The sequence below is a fragment of the Streptomyces sp. NPDC006487 genome (assembly GCF_042870555.1).
Lineage (GTDB): Bacteria > Actinomycetota > Actinomycetes > Streptomycetales > Streptomycetaceae > Streptomyces.
In genome coordinates this window covers 162,812-187,783 of the sequence record NZ_JBIAHN010000011.1, presented here as the reverse complement: position 1 = coordinate 187,783, position 24,972 = coordinate 162,812, and the positions used below count along the sequence as shown (strand labels likewise).

At 71.2% G+C, this 24,972-nt stretch carries 25 protein-coding genes; 13 read left to right on the top strand and 12 right to left on the bottom strand.

From position 1 onward, the window contains the following. Nucleotides 1–20: 20 nt before the first annotated feature. The 4 genes from rimI to ACFYM0_RS20675 are packed head-to-tail and all read left to right on the top strand — an operon-like array spanning nucleotide 21 to nucleotide 2,710. Nucleotides 21–566: a ribosomal protein S18-alanine N-acetyltransferase gene (rimI, locus tag ACFYM0_RS20690; protein ID WP_388503631.1), complete on the top strand. Its 546-nt coding sequence runs from the start codon at nucleotides 21–23 to the stop codon at nucleotides 564–566. Further along, nucleotides 559–1,716: a tRNA (adenosine(37)-N6)-threonylcarbamoyltransferase complex transferase subunit TsaD gene (tsaD, locus tag ACFYM0_RS20685; RefSeq protein WP_388503345.1), complete on the top strand. Its 1,158-nt coding sequence runs from the start codon at nucleotides 559–561 to the stop codon at nucleotides 1,714–1,716. Before rimI ends, tsaD begins: the two co-directional genes overlap by 8 nt. Continuing rightward, nucleotides 1,713–1,994: a hypothetical protein gene (locus tag ACFYM0_RS20680; RefSeq protein WP_388503343.1), complete on the top strand. Its 282-nt coding sequence runs from the start codon at nucleotides 1,713–1,715 to the stop codon at nucleotides 1,992–1,994. The genes tsaD and ACFYM0_RS20680 overlap by 4 nt, the downstream gene beginning before the upstream one ends. 53 nt (nucleotides 1,995–2,047) lie before the next feature. Then, nucleotides 2,048–2,710 carry a hypothetical protein gene (locus tag ACFYM0_RS20675; RefSeq protein WP_388503340.1) on the top strand — a complete coding sequence of 221 codons (663 nt, stop codon included), beginning with the start codon at nucleotides 2,048–2,050 and terminating at the stop codon, nucleotides 2,708–2,710. Here ACFYM0_RS20675 and ACFYM0_RS20670 read toward each other — a convergent pair. Further along, nucleotides 2,690–3,913, bottom strand: coding sequence for a methyltransferase domain-containing protein (locus ACFYM0_RS20670; protein WP_388503628.1), 1,224 nt, complete (start codon nucleotides 3,911–3,913; stop codon nucleotides 2,690–2,692). The genes ACFYM0_RS20675 and ACFYM0_RS20670 overlap by 21 nt on opposite strands. A 55-nt stretch (nucleotides 3,914–3,968) precedes the next feature. Here ACFYM0_RS20670 and ACFYM0_RS20665 point away from each other — a divergent pair, with 55 nt between their 5' ends. Both ACFYM0_RS20665 and ACFYM0_RS20660 read left to right on the top strand, forming a co-directional pair. Then, nucleotides 3,969–4,934 carry a polysaccharide deacetylase family protein gene (locus tag ACFYM0_RS20665; protein ID WP_388503338.1) on the top strand — a complete coding sequence of 322 codons (966 nt, stop codon included), beginning with the start codon at nucleotides 3,969–3,971 and terminating at the stop codon, nucleotides 4,932–4,934. Continuing rightward, entirely contained in the window at nucleotides 4,931–5,815 is an 885-nt protein-coding gene (locus ACFYM0_RS20660) for a polysaccharide deacetylase family protein (protein ID WP_388503335.1), read from the top strand. Before ACFYM0_RS20665 ends, ACFYM0_RS20660 begins: the two co-directional genes overlap by 4 nt. Here the strand turns inward: ACFYM0_RS20660 and ACFYM0_RS20655 are convergent. The 4 genes from ACFYM0_RS20655 to ACFYM0_RS20640 are packed head-to-tail and all read right to left on the bottom strand — an operon-like array spanning nucleotide 5,806 to nucleotide 10,689. Further along, nucleotides 5,806–7,230 carry an FtsW/RodA/SpoVE family cell cycle protein gene (locus ACFYM0_RS20655; RefSeq protein ID WP_388503332.1) on the bottom strand — a complete coding sequence of 475 codons (1,425 nt, stop codon included), beginning with the start codon at nucleotides 7,228–7,230 and terminating at the stop codon, nucleotides 5,806–5,808. The two genes, ACFYM0_RS20660 and ACFYM0_RS20655, sit on opposite strands and share 10 nt — an antisense overlap. Continuing rightward, nucleotides 7,218–8,519, bottom strand: a complete 1,302-nt coding sequence (locus ACFYM0_RS20650) for an LCP family protein (protein WP_388503331.1) — start codon at nucleotides 8,517–8,519, stop codon at nucleotides 7,218–7,220. The genes ACFYM0_RS20655 and ACFYM0_RS20650 overlap by 13 nt, the downstream gene beginning before the upstream one ends. Before the next feature lie 57 nt (nucleotides 8,520–8,576). Further along, entirely contained in the window at nucleotides 8,577–10,004 is a 1,428-nt protein-coding gene (locus ACFYM0_RS20645) for a sensor histidine kinase (protein ID WP_388503328.1), read from the bottom strand. After that, the gene (locus ACFYM0_RS20640) at nucleotides 9,997–10,689 is read right to left on the bottom strand and encodes a response regulator transcription factor (protein ID WP_388503325.1); all 693 of its coding nucleotides are present in this window, start codon (nucleotides 10,687–10,689) and stop codon (nucleotides 9,997–9,999) included. Before ACFYM0_RS20640 ends, ACFYM0_RS20645 begins: the two co-directional genes overlap by 8 nt. 592 nt (nucleotides 10,690–11,281) lie before the next feature. Between ACFYM0_RS20640 and groES the strand changes: the two genes are divergently transcribed. After that, complete coding sequence (gene groES, locus ACFYM0_RS20635) at nucleotides 11,282–11,590, top strand: co-chaperone GroES (RefSeq protein ID WP_008739621.1); 309 nt, start codon at nucleotides 11,282–11,284, stop codon at nucleotides 11,588–11,590. Between the two features lie 136 nt (nucleotides 11,591–11,726). Then, nucleotides 11,727–13,358 carry a chaperonin GroEL gene (groL, locus tag ACFYM0_RS20630; protein WP_388503322.1) on the top strand — a complete coding sequence of 544 codons (1,632 nt, stop codon included), beginning with the start codon at nucleotides 11,727–11,729 and terminating at the stop codon, nucleotides 13,356–13,358. 117 nt (nucleotides 13,359–13,475) lie between these two features. Here the strand turns inward: groL and ACFYM0_RS20625 are convergent, their stop codons facing one another. The 3 genes from ACFYM0_RS20625 to ACFYM0_RS20615 all read right to left on the bottom strand — a co-directional run bounded on the left by ACFYM0_RS20625 (nucleotide 13,476) and on the right by ACFYM0_RS20615 (nucleotide 15,736). Next, nucleotides 13,476–14,174 carry an ester cyclase gene (locus tag ACFYM0_RS20625; protein ID WP_388503319.1) on the bottom strand — a complete coding sequence of 233 codons (699 nt, stop codon included), beginning with the start codon at nucleotides 14,172–14,174 and terminating at the stop codon, nucleotides 13,476–13,478. Between the two features lie 101 nt (nucleotides 14,175–14,275). Beyond that, nucleotides 14,276–15,049 carry an SDR family NAD(P)-dependent oxidoreductase gene (locus ACFYM0_RS20620; protein WP_388503316.1) on the bottom strand — a complete coding sequence of 258 codons (774 nt, stop codon included), beginning with the start codon at nucleotides 15,047–15,049 and terminating at the stop codon, nucleotides 14,276–14,278. Between the two features lie 9 nt (nucleotides 15,050–15,058). Next, on the bottom strand, nucleotides 15,059–15,736 hold the full coding sequence (locus tag ACFYM0_RS20615) for an MOSC domain-containing protein (protein ID WP_388503313.1): 678 nt from the start codon (nucleotides 15,734–15,736) through the stop codon (nucleotides 15,059–15,061). Between the two features lie 79 nt (nucleotides 15,737–15,815). Between ACFYM0_RS20615 and ACFYM0_RS20610 the strand changes: the two genes are divergently transcribed. Next, nucleotides 15,816–16,715, top strand: a complete 900-nt coding sequence (locus tag ACFYM0_RS20610; RefSeq protein WP_388503310.1) for a LysR family transcriptional regulator — start codon at nucleotides 15,816–15,818, stop codon at nucleotides 16,713–16,715. A gap of 262 nt (nucleotides 16,716–16,977) precedes the next feature. Here ACFYM0_RS20610 and ACFYM0_RS20605 read toward each other — a convergent pair whose 3' ends face one another. After that, on the bottom strand, nucleotides 16,978–17,313 hold the full coding sequence (locus ACFYM0_RS20605; RefSeq protein ID WP_266905387.1) for a WhiB family transcriptional regulator: 336 nt from the start codon (nucleotides 17,311–17,313) through the stop codon (nucleotides 16,978–16,980). Nucleotides 17,314–17,692: 379 nt separating this feature from the next. On the opposite strand from ACFYM0_RS20605, the gene ACFYM0_RS20600 reads away from it, so the two are divergent. The 4 genes from ACFYM0_RS20600 to ACFYM0_RS20585 all read left to right on the top strand — a co-directional run bounded on the left by ACFYM0_RS20600 (nucleotide 17,693) and on the right by ACFYM0_RS20585 (nucleotide 22,232). Then, entirely contained in the window at nucleotides 17,693–18,304 is a 612-nt protein-coding gene (locus ACFYM0_RS20600; RefSeq protein ID WP_003948568.1) for a response regulator transcription factor, read from the top strand. Nucleotides 18,305–18,674: 370 nt separating this feature from the next. Further along, nucleotides 18,675–19,322 (top strand): sigma-70 family RNA polymerase sigma factor, encoded by a 648-nt coding sequence (locus ACFYM0_RS20595; RefSeq protein WP_388503306.1) that lies wholly within the window; start codon nucleotides 18,675–18,677, stop codon nucleotides 19,320–19,322. 125 nt (nucleotides 19,323–19,447) lie between these two features. Next, entirely contained in the window at nucleotides 19,448–20,962 is a 1,515-nt protein-coding gene (gene guaB, locus ACFYM0_RS20590) for an IMP dehydrogenase (RefSeq protein ID WP_388503303.1), read from the top strand. A 145-nt stretch (nucleotides 20,963–21,107) separates the two neighbouring features. After that, nucleotides 21,108–22,232 (top strand): GuaB3 family IMP dehydrogenase-related protein, encoded by a 1,125-nt coding sequence (locus tag ACFYM0_RS20585; protein WP_243333436.1) that lies wholly within the window; start codon nucleotides 21,108–21,110, stop codon nucleotides 22,230–22,232. 84 nt (nucleotides 22,233–22,316) lie between these two features. Here ACFYM0_RS20585 and ACFYM0_RS20580 read toward each other — a convergent pair whose 3' ends face one another. The 3 genes from ACFYM0_RS20580 to ACFYM0_RS20570 form a co-directional block, all read right to left on the bottom strand. Further along, complete coding sequence (locus tag ACFYM0_RS20580; RefSeq protein ID WP_388503300.1) at nucleotides 22,317–22,586, bottom strand: hypothetical protein; 270 nt, start codon at nucleotides 22,584–22,586, stop codon at nucleotides 22,317–22,319. A gap of 158 nt (nucleotides 22,587–22,744) precedes the next feature. Continuing rightward, nucleotides 22,745–23,290 carry a hypothetical protein gene (locus ACFYM0_RS20575; RefSeq protein ID WP_388503298.1) on the bottom strand — a complete coding sequence of 182 codons (546 nt, stop codon included), beginning with the start codon at nucleotides 23,288–23,290 and terminating at the stop codon, nucleotides 22,745–22,747. Nucleotides 23,291–23,442: 152 nt separating this feature from the next. Then, complete coding sequence (locus ACFYM0_RS20570) at nucleotides 23,443–24,672, bottom strand: nucleotide sugar dehydrogenase (RefSeq protein ID WP_266880659.1); 1,230 nt, start codon at nucleotides 24,670–24,672, stop codon at nucleotides 23,443–23,445. Between the last annotated feature and the right edge of the window lie 300 nt (nucleotides 24,673–24,972).

Genomic DNA, 24,972 nt, shown 5'->3' with positions numbered 1-24,972 from the left:
CAGCCGTCGTCCTGCGCGAGATGCGCTGGTGGGACATCGGGCCCGTGCTGGAGCTGGAGCACGAGCTGTTCCCCGAGGACGCCTGGTCCGCCGGGATGTTCTGGTCCGAGCTGGCCCACGCCCGCGGCCCCGGTGCCACCCGCCGCTACGTCGTGGCGGAGGAGGCCGGCCGGCTCGTCGGCTACGCCGGGCTGGCCGCCGCCGGGGACCTGGCCGACGTGCAGACCATCGCCGCGGCCCGCGACCAGTGGGGCACCGGCCTCGGCGCCCGGCTGCTGACCGAGCTGCTGCGCGCCGCGACCGCCTTCGAGTGCGCCGAGGTGCTGCTGGAGGTGCGGGTCGACAACGTCCGGGCCCAGAAGCTCTACGCCCGCTTCGGTTTCGAGCCGATCGGCTTCCGGCGCGGCTACTACCAGCCCGGCAACGTGGACGCCCTCGTGATGCGCCGGCTTTCCGACCCCGCGGACCCCGCGGCCCCCGCGGACCCCACCGAACCCGACCCCGCGGACCCCGACTCCGCACTCCCCGACTCCGTACCCCTGCAAGGTGAGACGACCCATGGCTGACGAACCGCTCGTCCTCGGCATCGAGACCTCCTGCGACGAGACCGGCGTCGGCGTCGTCCGCGGCACCACGCTGCTCGCGGACGCCATCGCGTCGAGCGTCGACGAGCACGCCCGCTTCGGCGGGGTCGTGCCCGAGGTGGCCTCCCGCGCGCACCTGGAGGCGATGGTCCCCACCATCGAGCGCGCCCTGAAGGAGGCCGGGGTCAGCGCCCGCGACCTCGACGGCATCGCCGTCACCGCCGGCCCCGGCCTCGCGGGGGCCCTGCTGGTGGGCGTCTCCGCCGCGAAGGCCTACGCGTACGCGCTGGGCAAGCCGCTGTACGGGGTGAACCACCTGGCCTCGCACATCTGCGTCGACCAGCTGGAGCACGGGCCGCTGCCCGAGCCCACGATGGCGCTGCTGGTCTCCGGCGGGCACTCCTCGCTGCTGCTGGCCCCCGACATCACCTCCGACGTACGGCCGCTCGGCGCGACCATCGACGACGCGGCGGGCGAGGCCTTCGACAAGATCGCGCGCGTCCTGCAGCTGGGCTTCCCCGGCGGTCCGGTCATCGACCGGCTCGCACGCGAGGGGGACCCGAAGGCGATCGCCTTCCCGCGCGGGCTGACGGGGCCGCGCGATGCCCCGTACGACTTCTCCTTCTCCGGGCTCAAGACCTCGGTCGCCCGCTGGATCGAGGCGAAGCGCAAGGCGGGCGAGGACGTGCCGGTGCGCGATGTGGCGGCCTCCTTCCAGGAAGCCGTGGTGGACGTCCTGACGCGCAAGGCGATCCGCGCGTGCAAGGACGAGGGCGTCGACCACCTGATGATCGGCGGTGGCGTCGCGGCCAACTCCCGGCTGCGCTCGCTGGCCCAGGAGCGGTGCGACGCCGCGGGGATCATCCTGCGGGTGCCGCGGCCGGGGCTGTGCACGGACAACGGCGCGATGGTGGCGGCGCTGGGCGCGGAGATGGTCAAGCGCAACAGGGCCCCCTCGGACTGGGACCTGTCGGCGGACTCCTCGCTTCCGGTCACCGACCCGCATGTTCCCGGCCATTCCCACGGCCATTCCCACGGGGACGGCGACGGCGACGGGCACGGCCACGGGCACGGTCATGCGCACGACCACGACCACATGCACGAGCTGAGCAAGGACAACCTGTACTCGTGAGCACCGTCGCGCTGATGTGGGAGGCCCGCTCCGTGCCCGGTCGGGCCAACGAGCTGCTGGAGTGGGCCCGTTCGCAGGTATTGGCCCAGGACCCGCTGCGGCGCGAGGTGTTCAGCGCCCCGCAGGACCGGGTGCTCGTCATCACCTGGTGGCGGACCTCCGAGGGGGTGGGCGCCGAACTGCCCGAACTGCCGGAGCCCGCAGCCGATTTGATCACGCGGGCGGTCCACCGCTGGCGCTTCGAATCGGTGGAGGTGGCGGAGCCCGGCGGAAGCTGAGCCTGGGCCGGGCGGCCCGCCCGGCCTCCTGGCGTGCGGATATGGTCATGTGCATGCCCCGCCGTGACCTGCCGCCGCCGCCCCCTCCGCCGCACCTGCGCGCCTGGTTCGACGAGCACGCCGTACGGGCCGTACGGGCCGACCGTGCCCGTTTCCTGGGGGAGCTCGGGCGGCGCAGTCTGGGCTTCGGCCGGCTCGCGCTCCTCTGGTCGGTCTCGGCGGTCTTCGCCCTGGGCTGGACCTTCGTCGGCATGGCGCTGATGGCCATCGAGACGCACGAGCCGCTCGCGTACCTCTTCGGCCTCATCTTCGCCGTGCTCGGCGTGGGCGTGCTGATACCGGCCGGGTTCTGGTTCGCCTGGGGCGCCAAGCGGGACCGGCAGGTGCGCCGGCTGCTGTGCGCCTGGGCGGAGCTGGACCGGGACCCGCCCGTGGACGCCGCCGTACGCGCCCCCGGACGCAGCCTGATCTGGCTGCTGGCCTCCTTCGCCCTGGGCGGGGTCGGACTCTGGGTGACGTTCGCCTCGGCCGCGACGGCCCGGCCCGGGGCCGACACCTACGGCGAGGTCGCCTACACCATGGGCCTCGGCATGATCCTGTGGATCACCGCCCTGCTGGGCCTCGGCAAGGCGGGCGCGCACTACCGGTGGGCGCTGCGCGCCTTCGGGGGAGGACTCCGGGGGCCCGGCGGGCCGTCAGGGGCGGGCGGTCGGTGAGCCGATCAGCATCGAGGGGGCGCCGGCGACCCGGGTCAGGAACACCGTGGCGGAGTTCGGCCCCTGCGGCTTCACCTTCCTGCGCAGCTCCTCGGGCTCGATCGCGGAGCCGCGCTTCTTCACCGTGAGGATGCCGACCCCGCGCTCGCGCAGCAGCGCCTTGAGCTTCTTCAGCCCGAACGGCAGCACGTCGGTGATCTCGTACGAGGTCGCGTACGGGGTCTCGTGCAGCTCGTCGGCGGTGATGTACGCGATGGTCGGGTCGATCAGCCGGCCGTCCAGCTGCTCGGCGACCTCGGCGACGAGGTGGGCGCGGATCACGGCGCCGTCGGGCTCGTAGAGGTAGCGGCCGACGGGACCGGCCTCGGGGTCGGGCAGCGGGTCGGCGGTCGCCAGCGCGCGCGGACCGGGCAGCAGGGTGGCCCGGATCTCGCCCGGGGCCGTCCCGAACCACAGCACGGCCTCCTTCACGTCCCCCTGGTCGGAGATCCACTCGGCCTGCGCCTCGGCGGGCACCGCCTCGTGCGGGATCCCGGGGGCGATCTTGATGGCGGCGACCTTCGCGGCCCGGGCGGTGGCGATCGCCCAGGACAGCGGAGGCGAGTAGGACTCCGGGTCGAAGATGCGGCCGCGTCCGCCCCGGCGGGCCGGGTCGATGAAGACGGCGTCGTAGCCGGCCGTGTCGACCTCCGTCACATCGGCCTCCCGGACCTCGATCAGGTCCGCCAGTCCCAGCGCCGCGGCATTGGCGCGCGCGACGGCGACGGTCAGCGGATCGTGGTCCACCGCCAGCACGCGGATGCCGAGCCGGGCCAGGGCGAGGGCGTCGCCGCCGATCCCGCAGCAGAGGTCCGCGAGGCTCCGTACGCCCAGGGCGGCGAGCCGCTCGGCGCGGTACGAGGCAACGGAGGCGCGGGTGGCCATCTCTCCGCCGCCGGGGGTGAAGTACATCCGGCGGGCGTCCTCGGCCCCGAACTTCGCCACCGCGCGCTGCCGCAGCCGGGCCTGTCCGAGGGCGGCGGAGACCAGTGCGGCGGGGTGGTCGCGGCGCAGCCGGGTGGCGACGGCGAGCTCCTGGGCGGGGTCGTAGTCCCGGAGCGAGTCGAGGAGGGCGTGGCCCTCGGGGGCGAGGAGCGCGGCGAAGTCTTCGGGGGTCACGGGTCCATTGTCGGCCACGGTGGGCCACTCGGAGGAAGGTCGGATCCGCCTCGCGGTGTCGGCCGGGGTGCGTGCATCGCTGGTGTAAAGATGCCCAACTATGCAGCTAGTCCGACAAACGGAACATAAGACGCAACACGGTCACCGGATCGCGGCAGTCGCGCGCGGCCGGTTGGGTACGGCCGCGATGGCCGCACTGCTCGTCGCCGCACTCGGCACGGGCTGCGGAGCCGGCGGGTCCGATACGCCGGACAAGGCCGCCAAGGCGAAGGCCGCCGCGGGCGCCGCGGGCGAGCAGGCCGGAGCGGCCGGAGCGCTCGGCACCTACGCCGAGAAGCTGAAGGCCCTTCAGCAGGTGCGGGTCGTGGCCGCGAAGAAGTGGGGGCTGGCCAAGCCGCCGCTCGTCGCTCCGGAGGCTCCGAAGGCGAAGCCGGAGATCAGCACCCGCGACGGCTTCGAGGTCGAGGGCCAGGACGAGCTGCCCCCGGTCTTCACCACCGTCCCCACGGAGGAGAAGGTCGTCTTCCTGACGATCGACGACGGGGCCGAGAAGGACCCCGAGTTCCTGAAGATGATGCAGGAACTGAAGCTCCCGTACACCGCCTTCCTGAGCGACTACCTGGTCCGGGACAACTACCCGTACTTCAAGGAGATGCAGGCGGCGGGCGTCACGCTGAACAACCACACGCTCAACCACCGCTACATGCCCGCGCTCTCCTACGAGAAGCAGCGCCAGGAGATCTGCGGACAGCAGGACACGATCGAGAAGACGTTCGGCAAGCGGCCGACGCTCTTCCGGCCGCCGTACGGGAACTACAACGAGGACACGCTGCGCGCGGCCAAGTCCTGCGGGATCAAGGCCGTTCCGCTGTGGAACGAGGAGGCCTTCCCCAACCGGATGGACTGGCGGGAGTGGGACAAGGACCTGCACCCCGGGGACATCATCCTCACGCACTTCCGGGGCAAGGAAGACTGGAAGGGCAGCATGACTGACATGATCCGTCACGTCATGAAGACCGTCACGGACAAGGGTTACGCCGTGGCTCGCCTGGAGGATTACTTGTGAAGTACGCGCGCCGGTTCGTAGCCGGAACGCTGACGGCCGGCGCGCTCGCGCTGTCCCTGACGGGGTGCGGGGACAGCGTGGACCCCATCGAACGACTGGGGCGCAAGACCACGGAGGCCAGGGCGACTCCGTCGCCCTCGGGGGCGGCTTCCCCCTCCGCCGCGGCCCGGGAACCGGTGGCCGCGGCGGACGGGGCGTACAAGAAGTGGGGCCTCAGCGGCCCCCTCCAGTACGCGCCCAAGCCGGCCGTCAAACCCCGGATCGCGCCCGCCAAGGCGGGGCGGGTCCAGGTCATCGACCGAATACCCGTCCCGGCGGACGACAAGGTCGTCTTCCTGACGTTCGACGACGGCGCCGAGAAGAATCCCGAGTTCCTCACGATGGCCGCCGATCTGAAACTGCCGATCAGCATGTTCCTGACGGACAACATCGCCTCGTCGGACTACGGCCACTTCGAAAAGCTCCGCGACAACGGCTCCGGCAGCACGATAAACAACCACACCCTCACGCACCCGAATCTGCGGACCCTGTCCTTCGAGGCGCAGAAGAAGGAGATATGCGGGCAGCAGGACCGCCTGGAAACCCGCTTCGGCAAGCGGCCGGCGCTCTTCCGCCCGCCGTACGGCAATCACAACGACGACACCCTCAGGGCCGCGCACGAGTGCGGGATATCCCGGCTCCTCCTGTGGCGCGTGTCGATGCAGATCAACAACTTCCAGTACGCCGAGGGCTCCGCCCTCAAACCGGGTGACATCATCCTGGCCCACTTCCGCGGCCCCTCCGAGCTGAAGGGCACCACGGAGACCGAGATGACGACCCGGATGCTCCGGCGGATACAGGAGCAGGGCTACCGGATCGGCCGTATCGAGGACTATCTGTAGGACGGCGCCGGATCGGGTCCGGCCGCGGCGACCTGCGGGGTGATCGTCGTTTCCGCCGGGCCCCGGGCGTCCGCCTCGCGCTGTCTTTCCGTGCTGTCGGAGATGCGCAGCAGCAGGGCGATCATGATCCAGTTGGCCAGGAGGGACGAGCCGCCCGCGGCCAGGAAGGGCAGCGCCTTGCCGGTCAGCGGGATCAGCCCCGTGACGCCGCCCGCCACCACGAAGACCTGGAGCGCGAGGGCCGACGAGAGGCCCACCGCCAGCAGCTTGCCGAAGGGGTCGCGGGCGCCCAGTGCCATCCGCAGCCCGCGCTGCACGAGGAGCGCGTAGAGGATCAGGACGGCCATGACCCCGGCCAGGCCGAGCTCCTCGCCCACCGTCGTCAGGATGAAGTCGCTGCGGCCCGCGAACTTGATCAGCTCGGGATGGCCCATGCCGAGGCCCGTGCCGGAGATGCCGCCGGTGCCGAAGCTGAACAGCGCCTGCGCCGACTGGTCCGAGATGACACCCGGCGGCCGGTCCTTCCAGTAGTACGACAGCGGGTTCAGCCAGGCGGCGACACGAGCCTTGACGTGCGGTTCCGTCATGCCCACCACGAAGGCGCCCACCGAGGCGAGCACCAGGCCGACGACGATCCAGCCGGTGCGTTCCGTGGCCACGTAGAGCATGACCACGAACACGCCGAAGAAGATCAGGGAGGTGCCGAGGTCGCGCTCGAAGACCAGCACCATCAGCGAGATGATCCATACCGTGATGAGGGGGCCGAGCTGGCGCATCGGCGGCAGCCGCATGCCCAGGAACTTGCGGCCCGACAGGGCCAGCGCGTCGCGGTGGATCACCAGGTAGCCCGCGAAGAAGACCGCGATCATGATCTTCACGAACTCGCCGGGCTGGAGGGAGAGCCCGCCGATGATGATCCAGCGCTTCGCCCCGTAGGTGTCCGCGCCGAAGAAGGCGGGCGCGATCAGCGCCACCAGGGCCACGACCATCGTGATGTAGATGAACCGCTGGAGGAGGCGGTGGTCGCGCAGCAGTGCCAGCACCGCGATGCAGGCCGCGACGCCGATCACCGTCCACATCAGCTGGCCGGGAGCCACCGCCGGAGAGTTGTACCGGTCGAGGTACCCCTGGTCGAGCCGGTGCAGCAGCACCAGCCCCAGCCCGGTCAGCAGCAGGGCCAGCGGGAAGACCAGCGGATCCGCGTACGCAGCGAACCGGCGCACGGCCAGGTGACCCACCAGAGCGAGCAGCGTCATGCTGATCACGAAGCCGGTGAGACCGGACGGCAGCTCGTCGTTCATCGCGAGGCCGGCGCTGATGTGGCCGGAAATGGTGACGGCGAGGACGAGGACGAGCAGCAGTGCTTCCGTGCGACGGCGTGCGCCTGCCGTCGTCAGGGGTTTCAGTCCACGCACGGGACGCCGCCGCCGTCGATGGCGGGGGCTTCGCCGCCGCTCCGGGACGGTGCGGGCGCGGGGGCCGGCGCGGAGCTCCGGGGGGAGCCGGGGGCGGAGCCCTGCGGCGCGGGCGGTGTGTCCGGTGAGGAGGGGGCGGCGCCAGGCGCGCTCGGGCTCGCAGTGGCCCCGGGCCCGATCCGCTCGGCTATGAACCGCTTTATCTTCATATCATCTACGACGTTTATCTCGGCGCCGTGGTTCCTCCCGAAGCGTTCGATGGGAAGGGTCACAAACTCCACGTTGCCCCCGGACAGGTTCTTCGCCTGCTTCACGAACGACAGCAGGTCCCACCCCTGATCGGTGACGACGTCCTGCTTCGCCGCGTCGATCAGCTTGATCAGCTTCACCGGATCGGTGAAGGTCCCGGCCCGGTTCAGCTTGTGGGTGGCCCCCGCCAGGAACGCCTGCTGCCGCTTCGTCCGGTCCAGGTCGCCCATGGTCAGACCGTGCCGCTGCCGTACGAAGGCCAGCGACTGCTGCCCGTCGAGCGTCTGCCGCCCGGCCGGGAAGTCGGCTCCCGAGTACCGGTCCTTCACCGGCTTGTTCAGGCACACCGGTACGCCGCCCAGCGCGTCCGCGAGGTGGTAGAAACCGGCCAGGTTCAGCTCGGCGAAGTGGTCGATCGGCACGCCCAGGAAGGTGCGCACCGTCTCCAGCTCCGCCTTGCGCCCCGCCTCGCGCCCCTCGCGCTCCAGCTGCCTCGGGTCCTTGACCCCCTTGGCCGCGAGCTCCTCCTCCACCGTGGCCTTCGCCCGCCCGTAGGCCTCCTTGATCTTGGCCTTGCCGGTGAAACCGGGCACGCCGCGCAGCTCGACGAAGTCGTCGCGCGGCACCGAGAAGGCCTGTGCCCTGCTGCCGTCGCCGGGGACGTGCAACAGGATCAGGGTGTTGGTGTTGTAGCCGCCGACGTCGGAGCTCGCGCCCGCGTGCAGCTTGTCGAGGACCGCCGGGGGGAGGTCCTCGCCGTTCTGGTCGCGGCGGCTGTCCAGGCCCATCAGCAGGATGTTCACATCGCCGTGCTTCGACTTCTCGGCGCCCTCCAGGGCCTTCGAGCTGCCGATGCTGGAGGCGAGGTCGTCGTAGAGGTACCAGGCGGTCGCCCCCGCGAGCACCACCAGGGCGCAGCCGGACGCCAGCAGGGTGCGGGTGAGCCTGCGGCGGCGGCTGTGGCCGCGGCTGCCACCACGGCCGCGGGACGCGGACACCGGGGGCTTCGGTTCACGGGGCTTCCTGCGGTGGGCGCTCATGCCTGTCGATGCTGGGGTACCGGTGCTGAAGGAACCCTGAGGGTCCTGAAGGCGCCTTCAGGGGCGGGTGCGGGCAGAGCCGGACGCGGCCGGGGCGGGCCCGGTCGGGGCGGGCACGCGCAGCACCAGCCGGGCGCCTCCGGCGGGCGCCGGGAGCGCGCGGACCTCACCGCCGTGCGCCCGGGCGATCTCCCGGGCGATGGCCAGCCCCAGGCCGGTGCCCCCGCCGGCCCGGCCCCGGTCCGCGTCCAGGCGTACGAACCGCTCGAAGACCCGGTCCCGGTCCGCCTCGGGGATGCCCGGCCCGTCGTCCGTGACCTCCAGCAGCGCCCAGCCGTCCTCGGCCGCGGCCCGGACCACGACCCCGGTACGGGCGTACCGCAGGGCGTTGTCCACCAGGTTGGCCAGCGCCCGCTCCAGCCGCGCCGGATCCCCGGCGGCCGGTACGGGAGCTCCCGCGTCCAGCCGTAGCGGAACCCGGGGAGCGGGGCGCCGCGCCGCGTCCTCCGCGGCCAGCAGCGCGAGGTCCACCGGCTCGGTGCGCGGCGCGGGCCCGCCGTCGAGGCGGGCCAGCAGGAGCAGATCGGCCGCGATGGCCTGCAGCCGCTCGGTATCGGCCAGCGCGGCCGCCACCGACTCCCGGTCGGGGTCCCGCAGCGCCACCTCCAGCCGGGTCCGGACGGCCGCGAGGGGGTTGCGCAGCTCGTGCGAGGCGTCGGCGGTGAACTGCCGCTGCCGCGCGTCGCTGCGCTCCAGCCGGTCGAGCGTGTCGTTGACCGTCCGGGCCAGCTGCGCGATCTCGTCGGCGCCGCCCGGGTCCGGGACCCGCCGGTCCAGCTCGCTTCCGGTGACCGCGGCCAGCCCGGTGCGGATCGCGGTGACCGGGCGCAGCGCGTGGCCCGTCACCCACCAGGCCAGGGCCGCCGAGAAGACGATCAGCGGGGGCGCGCCGGCCAGCAGGCCGAGCGCGACGGCCCGGTTGGCGTCGTCCACGTCGCCGAGCACGGTCGCGGCGTAGACGGTGTGCGGGTCGTGCGCCCCCGGTGGACCGGGCGCGTCCACGGCGACCACCACACGCCGCTGCGCTCCGGGGCGCGCGGGAGGCAGGACGGCCGACCGCACGTCCCGGCCGGGCGCGGGGGTCAGCTCCGTGAGCTCCGGGGTGTCCTTCAGGTCCCCGCTGGTGGCCACGACCGCACCGGCCGCGTTCCGTACGAGGACCAGGTCGACCCCGCCCTCGGGCGCGGGCAGCCGGCCGCGGGCCGGAAGGCTCCCGGTGTCGTACTGGGCGGCCACCTTGCGCGCGGCGAGCTCGGTGCGGCCGGTGGCGTTCTCGATGAGGTTGGCGCGCAGCAGGGTGTAGAGCCACAGCCCGCCGGCGGCCAGGACGGCGGCCATCGCGAGGGCGGCGGCCGCGGCGGCGCGGGCACGGAGGCTGCCGAGGCGGCGGGACCGGGGCCGGTGCGGTGGCCGGGGTTCAGCCACCGTCCGGGGCCATCCTGTAGCCGGTGCCGTGCACCGTGAGGATCGAGCGTCGGCCGAAGGGGGCGTCGATCTTCCGGCGGAGCGAGGAGACGTAGACCTCGACGATGTTCGGGTCGATGCCGTGCGGGGTGTCCCAGACCTCGTCGAGGATGTCCTGCTTGGCGACGGCCCGGCCGGGCTGTTCCATCAGGCAGCCCAGGACGCCGAGCTCGCGGGCGGTCAGCTCGATCTCGTGCGTGCCGCGACGGCAGCGGCGGCCGCGGGGATCGAGGACGAGGTCGCCGGCCTGCAGGACGCCGGTCCGCGCGGCGTCGCCCGCTGCGGCGGCGCGGCGGGTGAGGGCGCGGAGGCGGGCGGCGAGGACGACGAAGGAGAACGGCTTCGTCAGGTAGTCGTCCGCGCCCGAGTCCAGACCCTCCGCCTCGTCGTACTCGCCGTCCTTGGCGGTCAGCATCAGCACGGGGGTGGCGACGCCGTGCGAACGCATCCGGGTGCATATCTCGTACCCCGAGAGGCCGGGGAGCATCAGGTCGAGGAGGACCACGTCGTACGGGCCTCCGGTGAGGGCCAGATCCAGTCCGTGGTGGCCGTCGTGGGCGAGATCCACCCAGTGGCCGTCGGCGGAGAGGCCGCGCCGCAGTGAATCGGCGAGGCTGACTTCGTCTTCGACGACCAGGATCCGCATGCCCCAAGCCTCACATACCGGGCACCATGCCTCCTCGACGCGCCGCTCGCACCGCTGCGCCGGACTCCGTCCGGCGGCGACCGGTCGGTGCTGGCGCCACCGCCGTCCCGGCTTGGGTCCGGTGGGCGGGTGCGGGCGGCCGGGCCCTGCGGGGCAAGGTCCCCTACCCGCCCTTCCGCCGTTCCCCGGGCGCTGCCCGGACCCGCGCCTCAAACGCCGGCGAGGCTGGATTTGGCGGATGTCAGCCTGCCGGTGGACGCCGACGGTCCGGGATATTCAGCCCCGCCGGCGTTGGAGGCGTCGGGGTCCGGGGACTGGCCCCCGGCAGCGCTGGTGCGGGGATCGGGGGCTCGGGGGTGCCCCGAGGGAGCGGGATCCGGGGCTCGCGCAGGCGGCCCCGGCTACGAATCCAGCGGCGCGTATTGGCACTCCGCTTGACCGAGTGCTAATCCCCGGAATAGTCTCGCGTCTGGCACTCGCCCCTGGTGAGTGCCAACACAGCGACAGGCAGATCCGGCACCCGCGACGACGGATCGACCTGGTCGCAACCTCAGACAATTAACCCCGGATCTCCGAAGCGGAAGGTCAGATCGTGACGACCACCAGCTCCAAGGTTGCCATCAAGCCGCTCGAGGACCGCATTGTGGTCCAGCCGCTCGACGCCGAGCAGACCACGGCCTCTGGCCTGGTCATCCCGGACACCGCGAAGGAGAAGCCCCAGGAGGGCGTCGTCCTCGCCGTGGGTCCGGGTCGCTTCGAGGACGGCCAGCGTCTCCCGCTGGACGTCACCGTCGGCGACGTCGTCCTGTACTCCAAGTACGGCGGCACCGAAGTGAAGTACAACGGCGAGGAGTACCTCGTCCTCTCGGCCCGCGACGTGCTCGCGATCGTCGAGAAGTAATCACTTCTCCAGTTTTGCTTTGAGCTACGCCCCTGGTCACCCCTGCTGATGCCGGGCGGCGAGGGGCGTAGTTCGTGTCTGACAGGCGGTCGCGGTGAGCGGCCGGGGATAGCAACGAGAGGGCTGAACCGCTCCCATGCCGAAGATTCTCAAGTTTGACGAGGACGCCCGTCGCGCCCTTGAGCGTGGCGTCAACAAGCTCGCCGACACCGTCAAGGTGACGATCGGCCCCAAGGGCCGCAACGTCGTCATCGACAAGAAGTTCGGCGCTCCGACCATCACGAACGACGGCGTCACCATCGCCCGTGAGGTCGAGCTCGACGACCCGTACGAGAACCTTGGCGCGCAGCTCGTCAAGGAGGTCGCGACCAAGACCAACGACGTCGCGGGTGACGGCACCACCACCGCCACCGTCCTGGCGCAGGCGCTGGTCCGCGAGGGTCTGCGCAACGTTGCCGCGGGTGCGTCCCCGGCCGCCCTGAAGAAGGGCATCGACGCCGCCGTCAAGGCCGTCTCCGACGAGCTCCTGGCGACCGCCCGTCCGATCGAGGACAAGTCCGACATCGCCGCCGTGGCCGCGCTCTCCGCGCAGGACCAGCAGGTCGGTGACCTCATCGCCGAGGCGATGGACAAGGTCGGCAAGGACGGTGTCATCACCGTCGAGGAGTCCAACGCCTTCGGCCTGGAGCTCGAGTTCACCGAGGGCATGGCCTTCGACAAGGGCTACCTGTCCCCGTACATGGTCTCCGACCAGGAGCGTATGGAGGCCATCCTCGATGACCCGTACATCCTGATCAACCAGGGCAAGATCTCCTCCATCCAGGACCTCCTGCCGCTGCTCGAGAAGGTCATCCAGGCCGGCGCCTCCAAGCCGCTCCTGATCATCGCCGAGGACGTCGAGGGCGAGGCGCTCTCCACCCTCGTCGTCAACAAGATCCGTGGCACCTTCAACGCCGTCGCCGTCAAGGCGCCCGGCTTCGGTGACCGCCGCAAGGCGATGCTCCAGGACATGGCCACCCTCACCGGTGCCACCGTCATCGCCGAGGAGGTCGGCCTCAAGCTCGACCAGGCCGGTCTGGACGTCCTGGGCTCCGCCCGCCGCGTCACGATCTCCAAGGACAGCACCACCATCGTCGACGGTGGCGGCTCTTCCGACGAGGTCCTCGGCCGCGTCAACCAGATCAAGGCCGAGATCGAGTCCACCGACTCGGACTGGGACCGCGAGAAGCTGCAGGAGCGCCTGGCGAAGCTCGCCGGCGGCGTCTGCGTCATCAAGGTCGGCGCCGCCACCGAGGTGGAGCTCAAGGAGAAGAAGCACCGTCTCGAGGACGCCATCTCGGCGACCCGCGCCGCGGTCGAGGAGGGCATCGTCTCCGGCGGTGGCTCCGCTCTCGTCCACGCCGTGAAGGTGCTGGAAGGCAACCTGGGCCTGTCGGGCGACGAGGCCACCGGTGTCGCGGTCGTGCGCCGCGCCGCCGTCGAGCCGCTGCGCTGGATCGCGGAGAACGCCGGCCTCGAGGGCTACGTCATCACCGCGAAGGTCGCCGAGCTCGAGAAGGGCCAGGGCTTCAACGCCGCCACCGGCGAGTACGGCGACCTGGTCAAGGCCGGCGTCATCGACCCGGTCAAGGTCACCCGCTCCGCGCTGGAGAACGCCGCTTCCATCGCGTCGCTGCTGCTCACGACCGAGACCCTGGTCGTCGAGAAGCCGGCCGACGACGAGGGCGACGCCGGTCACGGCCACGGTGGCCACGGCCACAGCCACTGACCTCGTCGGTGAGCACGGCAGGTAAGCACGGCAAGTAAGCACGGGAAAGCCCCGGTCACCGCTGCCAAGCGGTGGTGACCGGGGCTTTCCCGTGTGCCGCCGACCCGGGGCGAAGAGCTATCCGGGCATCATGCCCATCTGGCGCATCAGGCCCGGGGCGTCGTAGTACCACCAGTCCTCGGCGATCTGGCCGTTCTCGATCCGGCAGGTCGTACAGCCCGACATGGTGAATTCCTTGCCGGTCGGCGCGACCCCCATGAACTCGCCCTTGTGGGTGCCCTTCCAGTCCCACAGGGTGGTGACGCAGTCGCCTTCGGCGATCTGGCGCGTCATGTCGAAGGTCATGTCGAAGGCGCCCCGCCACATGCCGACGGTCTTGCGGATGCCTTCGCGGCCGTTGCCCTCGCCGGCGCTCTCCATGATGTCGTGGGTGACGTAGTCGGCCGCGATGCACTCTTCGACGGCGTCGAAGTTGCCCTTGCCCACGACCTCCTCGAGGAAGCGGTTCACGACGAGCTTGTTGAGGTACTCGTCACGGACCACGTCGAGGTTCATGAACTTCGGCATGCCGTCGCAGAGCGCCACCATCTCCTGGAACATCCGGTCGGTTTCCGGGAGTTGGGAGTTCCTCATGGCCTCTTCGTACGAGGGGAATTCGACGAGGTCCACGTAGTGGGTCTTGGAGTCGCGGTCCCTGCCGATGAGGGTGTGGGTGACCGTGCGCTTGCCGGCGGTCTGTTCGGCATAGCGGTCGATGAGGCTGTTCATCTCGTCGAAGCGCTTGGTCTCGTAATCGATCACTTGTACGAATGTCATCGCGTCGCCTCCCGCGCTGGATGGGACACATCCAGTCTAGGGAGATTTCACCCATATGCCGCGTTTAATCACAGGTCACCACGGGCCCGGTTACTAGTCCATCACTGGGGCCCGTACTTGCGCCCCGTGCGCGAGGACACCCCGCCCAGCAGCCCCCGCGGGGTCAGCTTCACCACGCTCATCAGTGCCTTGTACCGCGGGTCCGGGATCGACACCGTCTTGCCCCGCGCCAGATCGGCCAGGGCCGCCGCCACCAGCTTGTCGGCGTCGAGCCACATCCAGCCGGGGATGTTGTCCGTGCCCATGCCGGCCCGCTCGTGGAACTCGGTCCGCACGAAGCCCGGGCACAGCGCCATCAGCCGTACGCCCGAGCCGGTCAGGTCCTTGGCCGCACCCTGGGTGAACTGCACGACCCAGGCCTTGCTCGCCCCGTAGGTGCCGCGCGGCAGGAAGGCGGCCACCGAGGCCACGTTGATCACGCCGCCGCGCCCGCGGGAGCGCATCGGCTCCACGGCCGCCGAGGTCAGCCGCAGCACGGCCTCGATGTGGACCTTCAGCATGGTCAGCTCGTCGGCCATGGAGACCTCGAGGTAGCGGCCCTTGTTGCCGAAGCCCGCGTTGTTCACCAGCAGGTCCACCGGGTGCTTGCGGTCGGCGAGGCGCTCCTCGACCGCCGCGATGCCCGCCTCGGTGGAGAGGTCGGCGGCCAGCACCTCCGCCTCGATCCCGTGCCGGTCGTGCAGCTCGGTGGCCTGCTCGCCGAGCCGCTTCGTGTCCCGGGCCACCAGGACCAGGTTGTGCCCCTGGGCGGCGAGCCGCCGCGCGAAGGCGGCGCCGATGCCCGCCGTGGATCCCGTAATCAACGCAGTCGTCATAGGCGCAACCTAGTCGCCCCGCTTCCCGTACTTCTCCACGTGGGCCAGCGCCTTGTCCCGAGCCTCCGGCTCCAGTGCGTCCCCCGCCGCCAGCGTGCGCGGCAGCAGATCCCGCTCGGTGGTGAAGGCGCGGAACCAGAACTCCACCGTTACCTCGTGGTCCGGACGGTGCACGACCTCGATGGTGTCGCCGGGGGAGACCGAGCCTTCCCACAGGACCCGCAGGTAGGCGCCCGGCCGGGCTTCCTGGGTGAACCGCTTGACCCAGGCCTTCTCGCCGAGCATTCCCTGGAAGGTCCGGCACGGGATGCGGGCCGAGGCCACCTCGAGGAGCAGATCGGGGCCGACCCGCCACCGCTCACCGAGCAGTGCGCCGTTCACGTCGAGACCGGAGGTGGTGAAGTTCTCGCCGAAGATCCCGCCGGGCAGCTCGCGGCCGAGCTCGTCCTCCCACCACTCCAGGTCCTCGCGGGCGTACGCGTACACGGCCTGGTGGTCACCGCCGTGATGGCGCAGATGGCAGACGTCGTCCCCCTCCACGCCACTCGCGCCGACACCCTTGGGTCCCGGGGCGAAGACCCGTACGGGTCCCGGCGCCGGAATCTTGCCGTGACCGGTCAGCCCGTCCGGGGCGTCGGTGTACTCGACGGCCGTCGCGCGGCCGAGGTTCACGGAGATCAGATGCATGGGCCCACGCTAGCCGAACCGCCCCAAAGCAGCCGATGATTATTCGCACCGGAATCAAAGTACCCCTTATGCTCGAAGGGTGATCGAGGCACGCCATCTCCGAGTTCTGCGCGCTGTCGCCGGAACCGGGTCCTTCTCCGCCGCCGCCCGCGAGCTCGGCTGCACCCAGCCGGCCGTCTCCCAGCAGATGAAGGCGCTGGAGCAGTCCGCCGGCACCCCGCTGCTGATCCGCACCGGGCGCGAAATGCGGCTCACCCAGGCCGGGGAGGCGCTGGTCCGGCACGCCGCCGGCATCCTCGCCGGGCTGACGGCCGCGGAGGAGGAGGTTGCGGCCATCGCCGGACTGCGCGCCGGGCGGGTCCGGCTGGTCTCCTTCCCGAGCGGCAGTTCCACGCTGGTGCCGACCGCGCTCGCGGCGATGCGCGCGGACCATCCGGGGACCCGCATCTCGCTGGTCGAAGCCGAGCCGCCGCGCTCGGTGGAGATGCTGCGCGAGGGCGACTGCGATCTCGCACTGGCCTTCCGCTACGGCGGTGCCTCCGGATCGGCGACGGAGTGGGAGGACCTCGTGGTCCGGCCGCTGCTGACCGACCGGCTCGTCGGGCTGGTGCCCGAGGGGCACCGGCTGGCGGGGGCGGAGCGGGTGGGCATGGCGGAACTGGCCGACGAGCCCTGGATCGCGGGCTGTCCGCGCTGCCGCCGCCATCTGGTGGAGGTGTGCGAAGCCGTCGGCTTCACCCCGCGCATCGACTTCGCCACCGACGACTACCCGGCCGTGGTCGGCCTGGTCGGGGCCGGGCTCGGGGTCGCGGTGCTGCCGGAGCTCGCGGTGGAGTCCGTACGGGCCAAAGGCGTGAGCACCCTCGTCGTGGAACCGGCCGTCGAGCGGGAGGTCGTCGCGCTGACCCTGCCCGACCTGGCCAGGGTCCCGGCGGTGGCCGCGACGCTGGCCCAGCTGGAGCGGGCCGCCCGGCGCTGACGGTCCGGCCCCTATGGTCCGGCCCCTATGGTCCAGCCCCGGCGGTCCGGCGCCGGCGGTCCGGCCACCCGGCCTATCGGTGCCGGACCGGTTGCGCCGGACGGGGCCGCCACGCGAAGGACCGTACGGCGGTACGGCCGGTCGGGTGACGGGCCCGGTCCGGTACGCGGCACGCGGGTGCGTGCCGGTGCTGCGCTGGTCGGTGCTGTGCTGGTCTACGAGTCGAGGAAACGTTCCTTCGGTCGTTTCGTGTGAAGCCCGCTCAGTGCGGAGCGATCGGCGTGCTCGGTCCGATCGCGCTCGTCGCCGGGATCAGGCGATGGCGTGCGCGGCCCATCAGTTCTTCGCGTTCGTCCTCGGTGAGGCCGCCCCACACCCCGTAGGGCTCGCGGACGGCGAGTGCGTGCGCGGCGCATTCAGAACGCACCGGGCAGCGCATGCAGACCTCTTTAGCCGAGGTCTCGCGCGCGCTCCTGGCCGCGCCCCGCTCGCCTTCCGGGTGGAAGAAGAGGGAGCTGTCGACCCCGCGGCAGGCAGCCAGCAGCTGCCAGTCCCAGAGGTCGGCGTTCGGTCCGGGGAGGCGGGAGAAATCTGCCATTGGTAGTCCTCTTGGTGCCGGTACTGAGGCGGATACGGTCCATGTCTCCACACCTACTGTCGTAGTAGATGTAAATATGACTCATTGGGAATCTAGCCTCAGACATGCGCCAAACGGAAGGAAAGCCGCCAAATAGGGCATACCGTCATCTGGAGGACACGCGGAGAGTGGTGCCTGCCTTGTGTTCGCTTCCTCACGTAGAGTGCCGAAGGTGTCCGTCCGACCCGTAACTCTTTCGAGTGACCATCGTTGAGAGTGCGAAGGCGGTTGAACCAAGAAGTTCTCGGACAGGTGTCCGGGGGCATCGACCGCACAGGTGACGATACGTACCAGCCTGGAGGCTCAAGGTGACGCGCATCAGCAGCTGCGGAGGGCGGTCATGACATCCGTCCTCGTCTGCGACGACTCCCCGCTTGCCCGAGAGGCGCTCCGCCGCGCGGTTGCCACCGTGCCCGGCGTCGAGCGTGTGACGACGGCCGCCAACGGCGAGGAAGTCCTCCGCCGCTGGGGTGCCGACCGTTCCGACCTGATTCTGATGGATGTACGGATGCCCGGGCTCGGCGGTGTGGAGACGGTTCGCCGGCTGCTCTCGGCCGACCCCGGCGCCCGCATCATCATGCTGACGGTCGCCGAAGACCTGGACGGCGTGGCCCTCGCGGTCGCCGCCGGCGCCCGGGGCTATCTGCACAAGGACGCCTCGCGCGCCGAACTGCGGGCCACGGTCACCCAGGCCCTCGCCGACCCGACCTGGAGGCTGGCCCCGCGCCGGCTCCGCTCGGCCGAGATGGGCGCCGCGCCCACGCTCACCGCGCGCGAGATCCAGGTGCTGGAGGGCATGAGCCACGGCCGGTCCAATGCGGAGATCGGGCGCGAGCTCTTCCTCTCCGAGGACACGGTCAAGACGCACGCCCGCCGGCTGTTCAAGAAGCTCGGCGCGTCCGACCGGGCGCACGCCGTGGCGCTCGGGTTCCGCTGGGGCCTGGTCCGCTGACCGTGCGACCGCCGGCCCTCACCGGCCGGCGGTGCCGCGGGCGGGCAGGCCCGCCCGGCTCCCCGGATCTCCCGGTCCCGACCGCCCACCGGAATCTCCCGCCGTCGGATCCGCCGCACCCTGGTGCGTACCGGGGATTGACGGTGCACAATCCGAGGGACGTGTCGCTTCGGGCGCGATGCCGCATGCTTGAGGGTGTGGCGCATCCTGGAGATGTCGCCGCGGGGACGATTCGGCCGAGCGGGAGGGGAGGGGCCAGAGCATGAGTTCCGGTGCACCCACCCCGCACAACCCGTCGACGCATAACGCTTCGACGCACAACACGGGCCACGGTGCCGCGAATACTCCGGCGCCAAGGCACCATGGATTGATGCGCGACGACGAGGCCCCGGGGTCACCCCCGACCACAGGTGGCAGCGGCGCCTCCCGGAACAGCGGCGCCGCCCGGAACAGTGGCGACAGCACCGTCAGCGCGCTCGTACGCCGTGCGGTGGAAGGCGACGAGCAGGCCACCCACGATCTGCTCGCCTTCGTGCACCCCCTCGCCATCCGCTACTGCCGATCCCGCCTGTCGCGACTTCCCGGTGACGCTCGTCACTTCGTGGAGGACCTGGCGCAGGAGGTCTGCGTCGCCGTGCTGATGGCGCTGCCGCGCTACCGCGACACCGGGCGCCCCTTCGAAGCCTTCGTCTTCGCCATCGCCGCGCACAAGGTCGCCGATCTCCAGCGGGCCGCCATGCGCCATCCGGGCAGTACGGCCGTGCCCTCCGACGAGATGCCGGAACGGCCCGACGACTCCCTGGGCCCCGAGGAGCGCGCGCTGCTGAGCAGTGACGCCGCCTGGGCCAAGAAGCTGCTCGCCAACCTGCCGGAGAACCAGCGCGAACTCCTCGTCCTGCGCGTGGCCGTCGGGCTGACCGCCGAAGAGACCGGGCAGATGCTCGGGATGTCCCCCGGGGCGGTGCGCGTCGCCCAGCACCGGGCGCTGAGCCGGCTCCGCGCGCTCGCCGAGCAGTAGGCCGTACGGGGTTTTCCCCGTAGGAAGATACGAACCTTGGCATCGATCTTCGTCGTGGAATGAGAGGCGTCGGGATCCCGTTAGCATGGACATCCGCGCTGAGCAAGACCATCTTGGAAGGTGTCATGACTGTGAACGGCAGCGACTCGACTGGGATGCCCGACAAATTCGCCACGCTCGGCCTCACCTATGACGATGTGCTGCTGCTCCCGGGGTCGTCCGACATGTCCCCGGACGCGATCGACACGTCCTCGCTCATCTCCCGCAACGTCCGCGTGAACGTCCCGCTGCTCTCCGCCGCCATGGACAAGGTCACCGAGGCCCGGATGGCCATCGCGATGGCCCGCCAGGGCGGCGTCGGCGTCCTGCACCGCAACCTCTCCATCGCCGATCAGGCCAACCAGGTCGACCTGGTCAAGCGCTCCGAGTCCGGTATGGTCACCGACCCGATCACGGTGCACCCCGACGCGACCCTGCGCGAGGCCGACGAGCTCTGCGCCAAGTTCCGGATCTCCGGCGTCCCGGTCACCGACCCGGCGGGCAAGCTGCTCGGCATCGTCACCAACCGCGACATGGCCTTCGAGTCGGACCGCAGCCGCCAGGTGCGCGAGGTCATGACCCCGATGCCGCTGGTCACGGGCAAGGTGGGCATCTCCGGCGTGGACGCCATGGAGCTGCTGCGCCGCCACAAGATCGAGAAGCTGCCGCTCGTCGACGAAGCCGGTCTCCTCAAGGGCCTCATCACGGTCAAGGACTTCGTCAAGGCCGAGAAGTACCCGAACGCCGCCAAGGACAAGGACGGCCGGCTGCTCGTCGGCGCGGCCGTCGGCGTCGCGGGCGACGCGTACGAGCGGGCCCAGGCCCTGATCGAGGCGGGCGCCGACTTCATCGTCGTCGACACCGCCCACGGCCACTCCCGCCTCGTCGGCGACATGGTCTCCAAGATCAAGTCGAACTCGACGGTCGACGTCATCGGCGGCAACATCGCCACCCGCGACGGCGCCCAGGCCCTCATCGACGCCGGCTGTGACGGCATCAAGGTCGGCGTCGGTCCCGGCTCCATCTGCACCACCCGCGTCGTCGCCGGCATCGGCGTTCCGCAGGTCACCGCGATCTACGAGGCCGCGCTCGCCGCCAAGGCGGCCGGCGTGCCGGTCATCGGCGACGGCGGCCTGCAGTACTCCGGCGACATCGCCAAGGCGCTCGTCGCCGGCGCCGACACGGTGATGCTCGGCTCGCTGCTCGCGGGCTGCGAGGAGTCCCCGGGCGAGCTGCTGTTCATCAACGGCAAGCAGTTCAAGTCGTACCGCGGCATGGGCTCGCTCGGCGCGATGCAGTCCCGCGGCGACCGCAAGTCCTTCTCCAAGGACCGCTACTTCCAGGAGGGCGTGGGCGGCGACGACAAGCTCATCCCCGAGGGCATCGAGGGCCAGGTCCCGTACCGCGGCCCGCTCTCCGCGGTCGTGCACCAGCTCGTCGGCGGCCTGCGCCAGTCGATGTTCTACGTCGGCGGCCGCACGGTGCCGGAGCTCCAGGACCGCGGCCGGTTCGTCCGGATCACCTCGGCGGGGCTCAAGGAGAGCCACCCGCACGACATCCAGATGACGGTCGAGGCGCCGAACTACAGCCGCAAGGGCTGATACCAGCAGCTCAGGAGGGGCGGACCCGCACGGGTCCGCCCCTCCTGCGTGCCCGGCGGGTGCGTCCGTACAGCGGTCACCGGAACGCGGCGCGCCGGGGTTCGGGGATACTGGACGGGCAGACCCAGAGGAAAGGCCACCACACGTGACTGAGATCGAGATCGGGCGCGGCAAGCGCGGCCGCCGGGCGTACGCGTTCGATGACATCGCCATCGTCCCCAGCCGCCGGACCCGGGACCCGAAGGAGGTCTCGATCGCCTGGCAGATCGACGCCTACCGCTTCGAGCTCCCGTTCCTGGCCGCTCCCATGGACTCGGTCGTCTCCCCGCAGACCGCCATCCGCATCGGCGAGCTCGGCGGCCTCGGCGTGCTGAACCTCGAAGGTCTGTGGACCCGGTACGAGGACCCGCAGCCGCTGCTGGACGAGATCGCGGAGCTGGACGAGGAGTCCGCCACCCGCCGTCTCCAGGAGATCTACTCCGCCCCCATCCAGGCGGACCTGATCCGTCAGCGGATCAAGGAGGTGCGCGACTCCGGTGTCGTCACCGCCGCCGCGCTCTCCCCGCAGCGCACGGCCGAGTTCTCCAAGGCCGTCGTCGACGCGGGCGTGGACATCTTCGTGATCCGCGGCACCACCGTGTCGGCGGAGCACGTCTCCGGCGCCGCCGAACCGCTGAACCTCAAGCAGTTCATCTACGAGCTCGACGTCCCGGTCATCGTGGGCGGCTGCGCCACCTACACCGCGGCCCTGCACCTGATGCGCACCGGCGCGGCCGGTGTCCTGGTCGGCTTCGGCGGCGGCGCCGCGCACACCACGCGCAACGTGCTGGGCATCCAGGTTCCGATGGCCACCGCCGTCGCCGACGTGGCCGCGGCCCGCCGCGACTACATGGACGAGTCCGGCGGCCGCTACGTGCACGTCATCGCCGATGGCGGCGTGGGCTGGTCCGGCGACATCCCGAAGGCCGTCGCCTGCGGCGCCGACGCCGTGATGATGGGCTCCCCGCTGGCCCGTGCCACCGACGCGCCCGGCAAGGGCAACCACTGGGGCATGGAGGCCGTCCACGAGGACGTGCCGCGCGGCAAGAAGGTCGACCTCGGCACCGTCGGTACCACCGAGGAGATCCTCACCGGCCCGTCGCACTCCCCGGACGGCTCGATGAACATCTTCGGCGCGCTGCGCCGCTCGATGGCCACCACCGGCTACAGCGAGCTCAAGGAGTTCCAGCGGGTCGAGGTCACGATCGCGGACTCGCAGCACAGCCGCTGACGCCCGTCCCGTACCGCCTGAGGCCCGGCTTCCCCTGTGGGGAGCCGGGCCTCGGTCGTGCCGGGGTGCGCGGGCGGGGGCCGGTCAGCACTTGCCCTTGGTCCGTCGGTTCACGCAGATGGACCACGGGACGAGGAAAGCCGCCGCGAGGAGCAGCCAGGGCACCAGGGAGTACGCGTCGTCCCGGGCGAGCTGGCCGTGCCGGTCGCCCATGAACGTGCCGGCCAGGACCACCCACGCGAGGGCGAGCATTCCGGGGACGCCGAGCACCCACAGCAGGACGGTGAACCGGGCGGAGGGTTCGGAGCGCGCGGGGTGTGGGGGGCGCGAGGTGTTCGGGAGGTTCGGGGACACGCGCGGATCATAGGGCCGGAGGCCTGGCGGAAGACAGGTTTCCGGACGTCGCGTGATCATGGGTCCGGCAGGTCGGGGCCGCTCCGGCCGGGGCCGGGGACGGGAACGGCCCCGGAGTCCTGGGCGGAGTCCGGGGCCGGCCGTGTGGAACCGAGGGGTCAGGAGGCCTTGCGGGCCGACTGGAAGGCGGTGTAGCCGCCGAGGGCGAGGAAGAGGTACGTCATCGGGCCGGACGTCTCCTTCCAGGCGTCGACGAGCAGGGAGGTGCCGAGGTCGAGCACGTCGAGGGTGCTCACGCCGAGCTCGTCCGCACCGATCATGGCGATGCCGAGGATCTGGCCCCCGAAGACGGCGGCCAGCGAGAGCAGGGCGCTGAGCACCGGCAGGAGGGGGTTGGGCCCGCCGAGCTTGCCGGCTGCGAAGCCGACCGCTGCGCCGACGGCGACGGCCGCGAAGCCGATCTGGTACTCGGTCAGGCCGATGATCGTGCCGTAGACGGCGCCGGTGACCAGGGCGGCGCCCACGGCCGCGGCGATCCCCAGGCCCACGTTGGCGGGGCGTGCCGGGGCCGGGGCCTGGGCCTGGAGGAAGTCGGCGCCGGACGGGCCCGGGTAGCCGGCCGGGGCGGCGGCGTCGGGTGCGGGCGCCGAGGGCGTCGCCGGAGTGGTGGAGTCGGACGCGGGCGACGGGAACTGCTGGCTCATGGAGAAATCCCCCCCCAGGGATTCGTGGGCACACGGGGCCCGCACGACTGACGTGGGGGTGTATGCGCGAGATAAGTCGCCGCAGGCTAGCAGCAGCCTGCGACATCCGTGGAGGGGTTTCGGGTGGAGGGGCCGTGCGCGCGGGGCACGCCCTAGAGGCGGTGCGCGGCGCCCGCCGGGCTGGCGCCGCGGGTGTCCAGGAGCAACTGGGCCTTCACCGCGAGGCCTTGCAGATCGTAGGTGCGGTGGTGCTGGAGCAGGATCGTCAGATCGGCGTTGGCGGCGGCCTCGTACAACGATTCGGCGCGGGGGACGGGCTGGTCCCTGACGCGCCAACCGGCGATGTACGGGTCGTGGTAGCTGATCAGCGCCCCGAGGTCGAGGAGACGGCTGGCGATCTCGCGCGCCGGTGAGCCCTCCTGGTCGGCGAGGTCGGGCTTGTAGGTGACGCCCAGGAGGAGGACGCGGGCGCCGCGCGCGGACTTGCCGTGCTCGTTGAGCAGGGTCGCGCTGCGCTGGATGACGTACTGCGGCATCCGGTCGTTGATCTCCTGCGCCAGACCGACCATGCGCAGCGGGTGGCCCGGGGTGCGGGTGGTGTGGGGGAGGTAGTTGGGGTCGAGGGGGACTCCGTGGCCGCCGACTCCGGGGCCGGGGCGGAAGGCCTGGAACCCGTACGGCTTGGTCTCGGCGCAGCGGATGACGTCCCACAGGTCCACGCCCAGGTCGTGGCAGAGCACGGCCATCTCGTTCATGAGGGCGATGTTGACGTGCCGGTAGTTCGTTTCGAGGAGCTGGACCGTTTCGGCCTCGCGCAGGCCGCGGGCGCGGACCACCTTCTCGGTGAGCCGGGCGTAGAAGGCGTGCGCGGACTCGGTGCAGGCGGGGGTGAGGCCGCCGATGACCTTGGGGGTGTTGGAGATGCCGTGCGTGCGGTTGCCGGGGTCGAGGCGGCTGGGGGAGTAGGCCAGGTGGAAGTCCCGGCCGGCGCGCAGGCGGGAGCCCGATTCGAGGATCGGGCGCAGGTAGTCCTCGGTGACGCCGGGGTGGGCCGCCGATTCGAGGATGACGGTGGTGTGCGGACGCAGCCGGGCGGCGAGCGTGCGGCCCGCCTCGCCGACCGCGGACAGGTCGAGTGCACGATCCGCGCCGAGCTGGGTAGGGGCGCAGATGACGGCGGTGCGGACCCGGCCCAGTTCGGCGGGGTTGGTGGTGATCCGGAAGCCGGCCGCCGACATGCGGCGGATCTCGGCGGCGGTGAGGGTGGAGTCCGTCGCCGGACCGCTGTCGTAGCCGACCGTCTCGATCCCGGCGGCCACGGCTGCCTGGGCGAGCGGGAGGCCGAGATGGCCGAGTCCGATGACGGCGAGATCTGCGGGCATGGGGGTGCCGTCCCTTCCCTTCCCTGACATGCATGAGGGGGCGGAGCGCGCAAGTCCTGTGGAGGAGGAAAGCTGGCGCAATGTCAGACTAGGCGTATATATGACAGATATGTCGTATTCAGGGGTCTTGGCCGCCGCCGTGTTATCCACAGGCGGTGGCTGATGTGGGTGCGGCCGGTGAGAATCATGAACGGGCGATGTGAGCGGGATCACCCATAACCGGTGGGATGACCGCATAGGGCGAACGGGGCGACCCGCGTCAACGGGAGGCAGGCAGCCGTGAGGACTGGGACAGGGGCA

Coding starts and splice junctions, on each gene's coding strand:
- rimI (WP_388503631.1), top strand. CDS start 21: ATGCGCTGGTGGGACATCGGGCCCGTGCTGGAGCTGGAGCACGAGCTG.
- tsaD (WP_388503345.1), top strand. CDS start 559: ATGGCTGACGAACCGCTCGTCCTCGGCATCGAGACCTCCTGCGACGAG.
- ACFYM0_RS20675 (WP_388503340.1), top strand. CDS start 2,048: ATGCCCCGCCGTGACCTGCCGCCGCCGCCCCCTCCGCCGCACCTGCGC.
- ACFYM0_RS20665 (WP_388503338.1), top strand. CDS start 3,969: ATGCAGCTAGTCCGACAAACGGAACATAAGACGCAACACGGTCACCGG.
- ACFYM0_RS20650 (WP_388503331.1), bottom strand. CDS start 8,519: ATGAGCGCCCACCGCAGGAAGCCCCGTGAACCGAAGCCCCCGGTGTCC.
- ACFYM0_RS20640 (WP_388503325.1), bottom strand. CDS start 10,689: ATGCGGATCCTGGTCGTCGAAGACGAAGTCAGCCTCGCCGATTCACTG.
- groL (WP_388503322.1), top strand. CDS start 11,727: ATGCCGAAGATTCTCAAGTTTGACGAGGACGCCCGTCGCGCCCTTGAG.
- ACFYM0_RS20625 (WP_388503319.1), bottom strand. CDS start 14,174: ATGACATTCGTACAAGTGATCGATTACGAGACCAAGCGCTTCGACGAG.
- ACFYM0_RS20620 (WP_388503316.1), bottom strand. CDS start 15,049: ATGACGACTGCGTTGATTACGGGATCCACGGCGGGCATCGGCGCCGCC.
- ACFYM0_RS20615 (WP_388503313.1), bottom strand. CDS start 15,736: ATGCATCTGATCTCCGTGAACCTCGGCCGCGCGACGGCCGTCGAGTAC.
- ACFYM0_RS20605 (WP_266905387.1), bottom strand. CDS start 17,313: ATGGCAGATTTCTCCCGCCTCCCCGGACCGAACGCCGACCTCTGGGAC.
- ACFYM0_RS20600 (WP_003948568.1), top strand. CDS start 17,693: ATGACATCCGTCCTCGTCTGCGACGACTCCCCGCTTGCCCGAGAGGCG.
- ACFYM0_RS20595 (WP_388503306.1), top strand. CDS start 18,675: ATGCGCGACGACGAGGCCCCGGGGTCACCCCCGACCACAGGTGGCAGC.
- guaB (WP_388503303.1), top strand. CDS start 19,448: ATGACTGTGAACGGCAGCGACTCGACTGGGATGCCCGACAAATTCGCC.
- ACFYM0_RS20575 (WP_388503298.1), bottom strand. CDS start 23,290: ATGAGCCAGCAGTTCCCGTCGCCCGCGTCCGACTCCACCACTCCGGCG.
- ACFYM0_RS20570 (WP_266880659.1), bottom strand. CDS start 24,672: ATGCCCGCAGATCTCGCCGTCATCGGACTCGGCCATCTCGGCCTCCCG.